The sequence below is a fragment of the Streptomyces sp. NPDC001393 genome (genome assembly GCF_053597455.1).
In genome coordinates, this window is record NZ_JBSFIH010000038.1 from 42908 (window position 1) to 55418 (window position 12511).

The window sequence follows — 12511 nt, forward strand, 5'->3', positions numbered from 1 at the left end:
GAGAGCGCCGCGGGAACGGCCGTCCGCTCTCCATCGTAGGAGGGCCCCCGCGCGGGGCGGAGGTGCGGCTGTACGGCTTGCGGGCGGGCCGGGGCGGTCATTCGGCCCCCGCGAGGGCGATCCCCGGGTAGTACTTGCGTCCGTTGGACTTGATCATGGCTGCGGGAGAGGGCAGACCCAGCTCCTGCCGGACCCGGGTGGCGAAGGCCCGTGGACTGGCCGGCCGGATGCCCTCGCCCGCGGTGCACCACCCCTGGTACGCGCTGTAGAGCAGGCCCTGCTCCACCCTCAGCTCGGCCGGGCCCGCGGTCTCCCGGATGCAGCACTCGCCCAGGAAACGGCCGATGTGGTCCTCGGTCTGCGCGTACTCCGTGGTCGCCACCCGGACCCGGTCGGGCCCGTCGAGGGGATCCCGGGTGGCCAGGTAGCGGCGCGCGCCCTCGACGAGCCAGTTGAGGATGCCCGGGCCCTCGTCCCGGACCAGCTCGAAGGCGAGGTTGTCGATGCGCCGCTCCGCGGGCACGATCCGGGTGAACGGGATCAGCCGGATGCGGCGCCAGAACGCGAAACCGCCCGTCGACACCTCGGGCCGGTGGTTGCCCAGCAACCACAGATGGTGGGTGGGCGTGAACGAGAAGTAGTCCTGCCGCATCCGCCTGGCCTTGATCTTGTCGCCGCCGGTGAGAAGGCGGACCCGGGCCTCGTCGAACTTGTCGTTGGGCTTCAGCTCGCTGCACACCACCAGGCGCCTGCCGTGCAGCTCCGTCAGCTCGGTGGAGTGCTCGGAGAATGCGCCCCGGTCCATCAGAAAGCCCGGGGGCGCGGCGTCCGCGTAGTCCCCCAGGATCTGGATCATGGTGTCGAGCAGCACGGACTTACCGTTCTTGCCCTCGCCGAACAGGAAGGGCAGGACCTGGGCGCCGACGTCTCCGGTGATGGAGTAACCCAGCAGCAGATGTAGGAAGCCGATCATCTCCCGGCCCTCGCCGTCGTCCCCGAAGGTGTCGGCCAGGAAGCGTTCCCACCGTGGCGTGGGCATCCGTTGCGGCCCGACACTGGTGGCGCGGGAGTGGAAGTCCCGTTCGGGGTCGGGCTTGTGGAGCTGACCGGTGCGCAGATCGACCACCCCGGCCGGAGTGCACAGCGTGTACGGATCCCCGTCCAGGGTGTCGGGATCGACCGACAGATCCGGAGCCGCCTTCGCCTGGGTGAGCAGCGCCTTGATCCCCGTCGTGGACAGCGTCCGCCGTTTGTGCGTGGCCAGTTCACGGTCGCCGTACCGGCCGAGCGGGTCGCTCTCCGGCAGGTCCTCGGCCATCTCGCCCGCCGCCCACAGGGCCGCCTTCTCCCCGCCGGTGCGCTTCCAGCGGTAGCCGTCCCAGGCGAACCAGCCCAGTCCCTCGACATGCCGGAACCGGTCCCGGTACAGCTGCACGAACAGCCGGGCGTTGCCGCGGTCGCTCAGATGCGGCGGCAGCAGCACCGGTTCCTGCCGGGCGCCGTCCGGCGCGGAGAGGACCTGCGGCGGTGAGACCTGCGCGGGCAGGACGGCGCTGACCGGCTCGGTCCCCTGCAGCTCGAGCATCTGCTGAGCGGCAGCCTGGGGATCGAACCTCGGCGTGCTCTCGGCGCTGCTCATGTACGTCCTTCGAGGTGGAATGGGCGCGCGCCCCCTGCGGCGAGCCCGTCATCGATGATCTTCTCGTTACGGCGTTCCTGCCAAGGACGCGCGCTGTGTGCCGCGGCCAGCAACTCCTCGCGTATCTCCGCGTGCTCAAGGTGCCCGGCGGCCACGAGCCCACCGGCCGTGTAGGCGGCCCGGTTGAGCTTCTCGGTGAACCCGGTGCCCTCCGGTGCCGCCCCGCACGCCCTGACCTCCTCCACCAACGGCTCGAGAACCCGGCGCGCCGCCGCGCCCCGCGCCCTGCGTCGCACTCCCCCGCCACCACTTGTGGTTGGTGTCCGCGGCGCGGGAGGGGCGAGCCGGTGCCCGGTCCGCACCAGTTCGGCGTGCAGCCAGGCGGGCAGCGGCGCCGGTGTCCGGGCGGGACCCTCCGCCTCGTAGGCGCCCTGAACGGTGCGTGTGGTGGGGGCGACGATGTACCCGCCGTGCGCCCGCACATCGACCTGCCAGGCCAGCGCCACCTTCGGGCTGGACCCCGTCGAGCAGCGAAACCGCGTGCCCGGCTCGGAGACCCGGTACCAGATGTGCAGGCCGCCCGACGGCGTCCGCACCCGCAGCGTGCCCTCGTCCCGGGCCGGGTCGGGCTGCCCGCGGAAGGCCGCCAGCAACGCGAGCGTGTCGAAACCCGAGGCGAGACCGGCCAGATCCACGGTCTCGTGAATGGGAATGCCCGGCAGCAGCCGGCCGCGGTCCGGCACCGGGGCCGGGTGGGCGTCGACGTCGATGACGACCAGTCCCGCAGGGCCGCACGCGATGCCGACACCGGCCGAGGGACTCTGCCCCCACCAGGCGTCGATGCGTTCCTGGTCGGTGGTCGCGGCGTGAAAGCCGTGGCAGGCCCGGCCCTCGGCCGGGCACGGGCAGGTCCGGGGATCGTGGCTCCGGTCCCTGCACGCCGGACAGTTGGCGGCAGGGGTCTTACGCCCCGGCGCGAGCGGATGGACCGGCCAGCCCTGCGCCGCGCACCAGCGGGCCACCGAGTGCGGCGTCGCCGGCCCGCCCCGGGGGGCAGGCGCCTGGGTCTCACCGTGGCAGGGCACGTGGATCGTCCTCGTCGCAGTTGTTTCTCGGTCCCTGTGAGATGGCAAAACACCAGGTCGGCCGGGGGCATGAGGCGTTCTCAGGGACCGAAGGGACTGTCTTTCGCACAGAGTGTAGGGCCGCCCCTTCCGGGGGCGGTGCAGCTCCCCTCCCGCGCGCCGTCCTATCGGACCGCTCGGTCCCTTGAGTCCCTGCGGAGGACCTTAGTGTCCCCTGGGCCCATCAGAACAAGCCGGTTTATCGCATTTTCTGAGTGACCGAAGGGACTTTCGAGCGGGATTCGAGCGAACCACCAGCGCCCCGGCCCCGCCCGGGGGCAGGGACTGAAGTACGGCCCCTGCCAGAGTCCCTTCGGACCCTTGGGTCCCTGCCGGAAAAGCTGCAGGTCAGCGCCGTCTTCCCGCCCCCCGCAGGGACTGAAGGGACCGAACGCCGGGAGTTATGAGCTGAACTAGAGATATTGATCTTGATGGTCTTCACACGCGTGCGCGCGTACGAAAAACCCACTCCCCCTACTGAGTTCCGCTCATAATGGGGGCAGTTGAGTCCCTTCAGTCCCTGTTACAGGGCCGACACCCCGTCTGACCAGGCAAAACGCCTCAGGGACCAAAGCCCCTCCAGGCCCTGCGCCTTCAGTCCCTGATCCCTTGGTCCCTGCCTCCTCAGCCCCTGCCCCCTCGCCCCCACTCGGGAAGCGATGTGTGATTCGCGAGCGAATCGATGGGGGATCCGGTGAGTACCTCGGATAGGGTGCGAACGGGAGGTGAGCTCCGTGCCCACTCAGGACGAGCTGTTCAGCGCGGTCGACGCGCTACTGGAGGAAGTCGCCCAGAACGACCTGCCGTCGCCCGCCGAGCGCAGGCGCCTGCGGGAGGCCGCGGGGCTGAGCCAGACACAGGTCGCGGCCGCGCTGGCCACCCGCCGTGAGACGGTCGCGAGCTGGGAGTCGGGCAAGAACGAGCCACGCCCCCCGCAGCGGGCCGCCTACGCCCGCTTCCTGGAGAAGCTGGCCGAACGCTTCCCCGCCCCGTCCCCGGAGCCGCCCACCACTCCCCCGGCCTCCACTCCCCCAGCCGCCGCCGTCCCGCCGGAGCCTGCGCCGCCCCGGCCCCCCGCGGCCCCTGTACTGCCGCAACCGGCCCCGCCGACCAGCGCGAGCCCCCCGGCCGGGAACACACAGCAGACCAGCGCACAGCAGCCCAACGCACAGCCCCTCGGCCCGTGCCCCCCGGCCCGGCCCCGGCCGAAGACCGCGCCGAGGAAACCGACCGGCAGGCCGGGCCCCTCGGCGCCCCCCATCGCTTCCGACCCCCGCTTCGAGAACGGCCCCCTCGCCGTGATCGATGTCGACGGCGACCAGGTGGCCGCCTACTGCGTGGGCGGCCTCGTCCTGGACGTGCCTGCCAAGAGCGTCGCGGCCCTGGTGGACTGGACACTGACCGAGGCCAGGCTCGGCCAGTCCCGACTGCACCGGCACGGCCGCGACGCCGATCCCGTCCTGGTCCTCCCCCCCGCCGCCCTGGAGCGCTACGGCCTGCCCGTCACCCTGTCATCGGAGGAACGGCGCGCCGGACGCCTGCACGACAACCACAAGGTGGTCAAGCAGGTCAAGAAGGCAGAACTGCAGCTCACCCAGCTCGGCTTCGGCCCGTGGGCGCGCCTCTACCGCGACCCGGAAGGCGCCCGCCGCCGCTGCGTCCAGCTGTGCATTCCGACCTGGGGAGCCCTCCCCGTGGAGGAGTGGGACGACAAGACCGACCCCCGTCTGCCGACCATGCCGGCCGCCGACCTCGCCCGGTTCCTCGGCACCTACGCGGAGCGGGTGATGACCCCGCGCGGCACCACGGCGGTCACCGGCCTGGAGCTGATGACGGCGCTGCGCCCGCCGACCCGCGCCGAGAAGGACCCGGACACCGGAGAGTTCCGGCAGGCCTTCAACGCCGACGCCCTCACCGAGGTGTACGACGTCGTCGAGTGCGAGGTCCCGGACGAGCACCCGTTGCTCAAGGGCAGGTTCGCCCGCCACCACCAGCGGACCCCGGCCGAGATGCTGCTGGAGGAGCCGTACGACTGGTGCCGGGAGCTCACCGACGACGAGTGCATGAAGCCGTACCTGGTCGCCATCGACGTCAACATGGCGTTTGCGGCGGCCGCCAACGGCCTGACCGTCGGGCTGAACGGACCGACCCACCTCACCGGCAACCCCCGCTTCGACCCCGCCCTGCCCGGCTCATGGCTGGTGGACCTCTCCCACGTCGATCTCTCCCGGGTGGAGGTGGGCGGCCGCACGCTGGACGCAGACCGGCTCCCGTCGCCGTTCACGCCGAGGGGCGACCGGCCCGAGGGCCCCGCCTGGTACGCCACGCCGACCGTGGCGTACGCGATGGAACTCGGCTTCGACGTCGCGCCGGTCGAGGCGTACGTCCGTACCCGCACCGGCCGTTACCTCGACCCCTGGTACAAACGGCTGCGCGACGCGTACATCGCCACCATGGCCGACCTCGGGGTGAGCACCGCGATGGAGGGCGAGGAGTTCCTGCACGCCATGGCCCGTTCCCGGCACGCCGATCCGACGCTGGCCCTGGTCCTCAAGGCCATCAAGGCGACGGCCAAGGGCGGCATCGGCAAGCTGCGCCAGCGCAACCGGGGCCAGGTGCCGTACTACGAACCGTGGCCGGCGCTCTCCCGGCCGACCTGGCGCCCCGACATCCGCGCGGCCGTCCTGGCGACGGTCCGGGTCAGCATGCACCGCAAGATCATGAAGACGGCGGCCGCCACCGACCTCTATCCCGTCGCCATCGGCACCGACGCCCTCGTCTACCCCTCCCCCGGCCCCAGCCCGCTGGACTTCCTGCCGTACACCCCCGAAGGCAAGCCCGTGCCGGGCACGTTCCGGCTGGGCGTGAGCCCCGGCATGGTCAAGCACCAGGGCACACAGACCGTGCTGTGGGCGGAGGAACAGTTCGAGCAGCACGGCGGTGTGTTCAACATCGCCAACCACATCAAGAACGACGGCACCGCCACCGAAGGGGAGTAACCGGCCATGGACTCGGTAGGCGACAGCCTGGACCGTGCGCTGGAGCAGGCGTTCACCCGCCCGATCCCCAAGAGCGCCCCGGCCCAGATGAGATATCTCGTCAGGCAACTCAAGGGCACCAGGCGGGTCGCCGAACTGCTGGGCGTCTCCCAGCGCACCGTGGAACGGTATGTGACCGGTCAGTTGAAGCACCCCCGCCGGGAGCTCGCCGCCCGCCTGGAGCGCGAGGTACGCAGCCGCTGGCAGCCCCAGGTCCGGGCCAGGGCGAAGCAGAAGGCCGTCACCACCGACGGCCTGGTCTTCGCCACCCGGGGTAGGTTCGGCTTCACGGCAGCCCCGGGCACCACCGAGGACGCCCGCATCCGCGACATCACCCAGGCCCTGCCCCCCCGCTGGGCCGAGCGGCTCTTTGAGGCCCGGGACGCCGGAGCCACCGAGGACCAGCTGCTGCAGATCGCGGCGCAGGGCCTGGGCGAGATGTACTTCCGGGCCGACAACACCCGAGCCCAGGGCCTGGACGTGGAGTTCACCGACGTCGAACAGATCGACATCTCCCTGTAGGGCCGGCGGGCCTCGCGACGGGTCGACCTATTACGCCGTAATAGTCGGCGCGACCCCAGCGACCTATTACGGCGTAATAGCCGGGGAGAAGCGCAATGGGCCGACCCCCGAGAGGGCCGGCCCATTGCGCTGGTGCTGTCAGAGATCAGTCGCCCTGTACGGCGGCCTGCTCGGCGAACGACTGCGCCAGCTCGGCGAGCCGGTCGGGGTTCCGCTCCAGTCCCTTCTTGCACAGGAACCGGAGCAGGTCGAAGAAGGTGTCGTCGCCCGCGATGTTCCGGTCCAGGAGCATGGCGAGAGGGCCGGGCTCGTTGTACGGCACCCGGCGGGGATGGGAGCCGATCGAGGCATCCGTCTCCGTGCCGATGCCGGACGTCTCCGTCCGCGGCACCGGCACGGGCTGCTGCGCATCCGCGTCACCAGCGCTCGGCGCTGACGAGGCACCCGAGGCCGACGCGCCCGGCGCGGCATCCCCTATTACGCCGTAATAGCCGTCGGACATCCCGGACCGCTGCCCCGACCCGGCACCGCCGGTCCGTTCCACCTGACCGGTCACCGAAGGCGCGCCCGGCTCACCGTCTCCTATTACGCCGTAATAGCCCTCCGGCTCCCCCGGCTGCCCCGGCTGCCGCGGGCCGGTGAATGCCGGCGTCTCGCTCTCGTCCGCCTTCTTCCGGCCGCGCCGCTCCTCGTCCTTCCGGGCCCGCTCGTCCTTGAGCTCCCGCAGCGCCACCTCCTGCTCCGCAGCCGGCTTGTTGGCCACGGCACGCAGCAGATCGATGGGCTCCTCACCGATCCGGCTCTGCAGTTCGGGGGTCAGGTTGAGCAGTGCGAGGCGCTGCGAGACCCAGCCCTGGGAGCGGTGCAGCCGCTTGGACAGCGCGGTCTGGCTGCCGTGGATGGCCAGCAGGCGCCGCAGCGCCCGAGCCTCGTCGAGCTCGCCGAGGTCGTGCCGGTGGATGTTGGCGACAAGGGCGGACTCGAGGAGTTCCTCGGAGTTGCTGCCCTGGTCGTCGCTGACCATCACCTTGACCGCGGTGAGCTGCGCCTCGCGGGCGGCGGCAAGGCGGCTGCTGCCATCGATGACCACATGGGTGGTGTCGGGTTCGAGGTCGGCTTCACGCTCGGGGTTGGCCTTGATGTAGGCGTCGCGGTTCATGACCGTGATCGCCTGCTTCTGGCCGTGCGTCTTCAGGCTGCCCGCGAGATCGGTGAGGTCGCCCAGACTGGAGCGGGGGTTGTCGGGGTTGAGGCTGATGCGATGCGGCGGAAGCTCGGTGGGCGGGGCGACGCCCTCGGTGGGCACCCCGGTGGCGGCGGCCACGGCCTGGCGGCGCGCGCTCACCGAGCGCACTCCCCCACCGAACCGGCCGGCTCCCAACTGGTCGGCCTTGCTCATACGATCTCCCGGGCCAGCGCGCGCATCCCGATCGCCTGCTGCGACTTGGGGGCGTAGGACAGCAGGGGCCGCTTCATCCGGACTGCTTCTTTCTGCTCTTTGAGATCACCGATGAGCCCGACGACCCGAGGATCCTTTATGTCGACCCACCCCTGGAGCGAGGACGTGGCGATGAAGCCACGGCGCGAGTCGTAGAGGTTGACGACGATGCCGAGGTAGTCGATGTCGACCTGCAAGTCGCCGCGCAGATCGTCGATCTGAGTGGTGAGCAGCTCGTAGGCGTCCGCCGAGCTGTCCTCGGCCTGGACGACGATCAGGGCGCCGGACTGCCCCACCTTCTCACCGGCGCGCCGGCGGCCGTAGTACGCGGCGGCGTCCATGCTCAGACCCAGGCTGGGCGGGCAGTCGACGAGGATTACGTCGTAATCGGCCTCGAGCGGGGCGAGGGCACGTTCCAGTGCCGCTTCCCTGGCGCGTACGGCGGAGAGACGGACGTCGAGCAGGAAGGCGTCGTTGCAGGCGGGCAGCAGGTGGAGCCGGCCGCCGAAGGCCTCGTCGTCCACCGAGACGATGAGGTCCCGAAGCTCGCCCTTGGGATCGCCCGCCATGTGATTGGTCAGGCTGTCGCCGTTCATGGGTAGGGGCGCCGCCCCGAGCTGGTTGGTGAGGTGGCACTGCGGGTCGAAGTCGACCAGCAGAACGCGCAGCCCGAGCCCCGGGAGGTTCTCCACGCTCAGCGGGTCCTCGCCGCCGGGCACTTCATCGGACGGGGTGTCGCTCGCCCGCAGGGCTTCGGTGAGAGCCTTGGCCACCCTGACGGCGTGGAGGCTGTTGACGTCCTCGGCGAACGCCTCGCCGACGCCCGCCGTGATCGCTGTCTTGCCGACGCCGCCCTTCTGGTTGCACACGATGATGCGGCGGGTGATCTCGGGCCGTTCCACGTGTGGCGCGGGATTGGAGTCGAGCCACAGCTGGACGGACTGGGCCAGGCCCTGGATGAGCGAGACCCGGCGTTCCGTGGCCACCTGTCGGAACTCGTCCCACTGGCCGGGCGGCAGGAACGTGGAGAACGAGTCGGCGCGTGAGGTGTCGATGGCCGGGGGAGTGGAGGCGAGCGTGCACCAGTCCCGGATGCCCTGCTCGACGGCCGCCTGGATCTCGATGCCGTGCTGGGCGGCTCTGACTTTGAGGTTCTGCCGGAGCCATCCCGGCAGCTTGGAGACGACCTTCTCGCGGTCGCTGGAAGTGGCTGGCGAACTCATGGACGACACCTTACTAACGTTCAAGATCCTTGGAAGCATCGACACGTTAGTTGAAACATTTCTGAGGGAGCGCCAGGCCCTCGCGTCGGCCCCAAGGGCTATTACGCCGTAATAGCCCCCTGCCACGCGACCGACCCTCCGGAGCTATTACGCCGTAATAGCCGACTGCCCCACGACTGGGCTCCGGCCGACCTCCAGCCCACCTCGTGCACACGCCCAGAGCTCTCCCGCGGGTGCCCGCAGAGGTCTCGTCGGGTGCCGGTCGACGTGGGTGCCGGTCACCGACAGGCCGCCGCCAGAACGCGCCGTCGTCCAAGCCCGGGTGAGTGCCTGGACCTCGGAGGTGGCTCGGCTGCGTGGTACCAGGGGCCTTCGCCGGCCCCTGGACCCCGCTGCCCCGCCACTTCCCGGCGCGCACCCGTTTCGTCGTGGCTCGAGCCGTGCGCGCCGGGAAGCAACGGGGTCGTGCGTGCGGGGTCCTGGACCGGGCACGCGCTGGACCGGGGCCCGGTCAACCGTCAAGGCGAGGGCCCGACGGGGCGCACCTGCCGTGGGGCTGAGGTGAGGTGGTCCGGCTGTCGGATGCGAGCACGGATGTTTCCCGGGACCGGCTGCCCGCCGATTACAGAGGGAAGAGAGCGCACCTGCCAATACGGCTCTGACCTGCGAAAACGTACCGATCGACCAAGACCGTGGGAACTGGCAGGCAGTTCGGGGGACCGTGCAGAACGATCCGCGGATCCGGGTCCCCGGTTCCCTCGGACGTACCACCCGGTCCCAGCAACCTCTCACCACGTCCGAGCAGACCGTGACAGCGACTGAGGAAACCGCCACCACGACTGCAGGAACCGGGCACCACGATCCTGTGACCGCACCAGATTGACGTGACGTACATGAGTCGGTGTCCGGGCAGCCGTGAGCGCACAGCCCCGAGCGCTCGGGAGCGCGCAGCGGGATCCCTGACGGGACGGCAGGCGACACGGCCGACAGGCGGAGCTGATTGACTTCATGCTCATGTACGTTAAGTTCATCTGGTCGGCTTCACGGCCGTCCCTCATGAACCACCAATCACCCCCCTTCCACGGAGGGCCCGTTGGGAGCAGTACGCAGACTGGTCGACGCCGACACCGGCGAGCCGGTCCCCTATGCGCCGTACGCCTTTTCCGGCCGGCACACACAGGTCGACAAGGCGCGAGTCGAGGCGATCACGGAGTCCAAGGCGTTCACGCCCAGTCAGAAGTTCCTCGTCCTGTGGTGGATCGGGGTCTCGCCCGAGGGCATGGAGCCGCTCAGGGCCACTGGAGCGGACATCGCCAAACGGGTGGGCATGTCCACCGACGCCGTGGGAAAGATCAACAGGAAGCTTGCCAAACACCGCATCCTGATCATCCGTGGACGCATCGGCAACTACAACTTCTACCGGATCAGCCCCTACATCGCCTTCCACGGCACAGGGATCGAGCAGCGCGAAGCAGTGAAGACCTGCAACCCGCCGGACATCCCTGGATTCGACGACAATGTTCCTGCACGGTGGGAGGTCCAGTGATCAGCAGCGACGACAAGCAGAAGAACCTCAAGCTGCTTGAGAAGACAGCCGGCATGAGCGCCAACCAGCGTCTCGTCGTCATGCTGTACGCCCTGCACCCGACCGACCGGTCCGGCGCCGTCCTCGAGACCGCGGCCAATCTGGCCAAGCTCGTCGGCATGGCCCCGCCCGTCTTCTCCCGCACCCGCAAGCAGGTCATCGAGGCCGGCTGGCTCGAGGAGACCGAGAGAATCGGGCACATCAAGTACTACCGTCTCGACCCCAAGCGCATGGGCGAGAACGTCGTCGTCCCGCTGCGCCGCGCGACCTGACGTCCTGGGGAGCGCACCTCATTGACGTCACGTACATGAGGTCCGCTCCCCAGGACGTTCTCCTTGACGGGACGCCAAAGAGTCACGCGGTCGGCGGGGGCGGCCTCCATCGCGGCCAGTCCGGCGCGGTCCGGTGTCCGTGAACGGTCGTGCCGGCGGGCGTCCGGCCGGGATCCGGGGGCGTTCGGCCCGTATCCGGGGGGCGGGCTATTACGCCGTAATAGCCCGGCGCGCTGCGCGGACCGTGCGGGGGAGGGGCGGCGACGACTCCGAGGCCGCGTTCACGGAGTCACCGCCGGCGCGTGACGGCAGGGGCCGTTGTCAGATCCTCCAGGACCGCAGCGCGTCGGCGACGGCGTAGACGCTCAGGCGGGTGTCCCGGACCTTCCGGACGAGATCGGACAGAGCGCCGTACGGTGGGTCGATGCCCTCGCCGCACTGGTCCATGTACTGGGCGGCCGTGAAAGCGGCGAAAAGGCTGTTGCGGTGCGGAAGCGGTTCCAGGCGCACGATCGTGTGCAACAGTGCGGCCGCGCGCCAGGCGGCATCCGGATCGGCCGTCTCGAGCGTCGGCATCTTGGTCTTGTGCCGGGCCACGGCCGCCACCAGCGCCGAGTAGTCGGTCACCGTCACGTCCTCGTGGCCGAGGGCCGCCTCCTGGACGTCGAGCAGCCAGGAGACGTCGATGTGCAGAACCATCAGGCGGCCGCAGCCCCGTTGCCGCGCCGGGAGGGCGGCACCTCGTCGGGGAACGCTTCGTCGAACTCGCCGCGCAGCCTGTCGGCCCAGGCGACGGCGCCCGCGACGAAGCGCTTGCGATGCATCTCGCGCACGCCGAGATCATGCAGGTACTGCTTCAGGCTCTTGCCCTCTGCCGCTGCGGCGGCGCGGACGCCTTCCATCTCCTCGTCGGAGAACGACACGTTCAGTGATGGCATGTTCCGATGGTACCTACTTGGTACCTAGCCCGCCAGGCCGGGTGAACTCGTCGCAGCAGGCAGCAGGCAGCAGGCGCGTCACCATGGCGTCGATCAGGGCCTCGGGCCGGTGCGGGGCGAGGAGCTCGGGGACGGTCAGGTCGTCGACGATCAGTCCCAGCATGGCCAGGTAGACCAGGACCACCCCGGTGCGGTCGCCGGGCAGGCCGTGACCCAGGTGGAAGTCGATGTTGGCGTCGAGCTCGGCGGTGAGGAAACGCGTCAGTTCCGCGTGGAGTTCGGGCCGCCGGGCGGCCTCCAGGCGCAGTTCGAGCATGGCCAGGTAGCTGCTGCGGTCGCGGCGCATGCGGTCGAGAAGCTGCAGCATCAGCGTTCTGACCATCTCGTGTGACGGCTCGGCGTTCATGGTGCCGGCCAGCTCGGCCGGATCCGGGGTCAGACGCTCGCGGGTGCGGCCCGTGACCTGGGCCAGCATGTCGCCGCGGTGGGCGAAGTAGTTGGACGCCGTCCCGGTGGGCACGGCCGCCTCCTTGTCGACGGCGCGCAGCGTCAGGCCCCGGGAGCCCTCGCGGGCGAGGACCTCGATGGCGGCGTCGAGCAGGGCGGTGCGGCGGGCGGGGTTCTGGCGCATCGGCGACTCCTCGGAAACTCATTGACACCACTGCGAGTGCAGTACTACATTCAAACCACTTCAATCAGAGTACATCACTGGGCCGAACGGACTGGGCCCGC

The 12511-nt window shown here is 70.1% G+C and carries 11 protein-coding genes; 4 read left to right on the forward strand and 7 right to left on the reverse strand.

What is annotated here, in order from left to right; genetic code table 11:
• Nucleotides 1-97 precede the first annotated feature (97 nt).
• Nucleotides 98-1639, reverse strand: coding sequence for a DNA primase family protein (locus ACWC2T_RS31540; RefSeq protein WP_450673749.1), 1542 nt, complete (start codon nucleotides 1637-1639; stop codon nucleotides 98-100).
• On the reverse strand, nucleotides 1636-2661 hold the full coding sequence (locus ACWC2T_RS31545; protein WP_450673786.1) for a bifunctional DNA primase/polymerase: 1026 nt from the start codon (nucleotides 2659-2661) through the stop codon (nucleotides 1636-1638). Before ACWC2T_RS31545 ends, ACWC2T_RS31540 begins: the two co-directional genes overlap by 4 nt.
• An 836-nt stretch (nucleotides 2662-3497) precedes the next feature.
• Here ACWC2T_RS31545 and tap point away from each other — a divergent pair.
• Together tap and tpg are read left to right on the forward strand one after the other, a co-directional pair.
• Nucleotides 3498-5762, forward strand: a complete 2265-nt coding sequence (gene tap, locus ACWC2T_RS31550) for a telomere-associated protein Tap (protein ID WP_450673750.1) — start codon at nucleotides 3498-3500, stop codon at nucleotides 5760-5762.
• Between the two features lie 6 nt (nucleotides 5763-5768).
• Entirely contained in the window at nucleotides 5769-6323 is a 555-nt protein-coding gene (gene tpg, locus ACWC2T_RS31555) for a telomere-protecting terminal protein Tpg (RefSeq protein ID WP_450673751.1), read from the forward strand.
• A gap of 145 nt (nucleotides 6324-6468) precedes the next feature.
• Here tpg and ACWC2T_RS31560 read toward each other — a convergent pair whose 3' ends face one another.
• Together ACWC2T_RS31560 and ACWC2T_RS31565 are read right to left on the reverse strand one after the other, a co-directional pair.
• Nucleotides 6469-7722 (reverse strand): ParB/RepB/Spo0J family partition protein, encoded by a 1254-nt coding sequence (locus ACWC2T_RS31560; RefSeq protein ID WP_450673752.1) that lies wholly within the window; start codon nucleotides 7720-7722, stop codon nucleotides 6469-6471.
• On the reverse strand, nucleotides 7719-8984 hold the full coding sequence (locus tag ACWC2T_RS31565; RefSeq protein WP_450673753.1) for a ParA family protein: 1266 nt from the start codon (nucleotides 8982-8984) through the stop codon (nucleotides 7719-7721). Before ACWC2T_RS31565 ends, ACWC2T_RS31560 begins: the two co-directional genes overlap by 4 nt.
• Before the next feature lie 1093 nt (nucleotides 8985-10077).
• Here ACWC2T_RS31565 and ACWC2T_RS31570 point away from each other — a divergent pair.
• A complete protein-coding gene (locus ACWC2T_RS31570) occupies nucleotides 10078-10530 on the forward strand; it encodes a MarR family transcriptional regulator (protein WP_351217213.1) in 453 nt (150 codons plus the stop codon).
• Nucleotides 10530-10841, forward strand: a complete 312-nt coding sequence (locus tag ACWC2T_RS31575; RefSeq protein WP_388767505.1) for a cyclic nucleotide-binding domain-containing protein — start codon at nucleotides 10530-10532, stop codon at nucleotides 10839-10841. The genes ACWC2T_RS31570 and ACWC2T_RS31575 overlap by 1 nt, the downstream gene beginning before the upstream one ends.
• Nucleotides 10842-11162: 321 nt before the next feature.
• Here the strand turns inward: ACWC2T_RS31575 and ACWC2T_RS31580 are convergent, their stop codons facing one another.
• The 3 genes from ACWC2T_RS31580 to ACWC2T_RS31590 are packed head-to-tail and all read right to left on the reverse strand — an operon-like array spanning nucleotide 11163 to nucleotide 12410.
• Nucleotides 11163-11540: a toxin Doc gene (locus ACWC2T_RS31580; RefSeq protein ID WP_450673754.1), complete on the reverse strand. Its 378-nt coding sequence runs from the start codon at nucleotides 11538-11540 to the stop codon at nucleotides 11163-11165.
• Complete coding sequence (locus ACWC2T_RS31585) at nucleotides 11540-11779, reverse strand: hypothetical protein (protein WP_388767482.1); 240 nt, start codon at nucleotides 11777-11779, stop codon at nucleotides 11540-11542. Before ACWC2T_RS31585 ends, ACWC2T_RS31580 begins: the two co-directional genes overlap by 1 nt.
• A 13-nt stretch (nucleotides 11780-11792) precedes the next feature.
• The gene (locus ACWC2T_RS31590; RefSeq protein ID WP_450673755.1) at nucleotides 11793-12410 is read right to left on the reverse strand and encodes a TetR/AcrR family transcriptional regulator; all 618 of its coding nucleotides are present in this window, start codon (nucleotides 12408-12410) and stop codon (nucleotides 11793-11795) included.
• Between the last annotated feature and the right edge of the window lie 101 nt (nucleotides 12411-12511).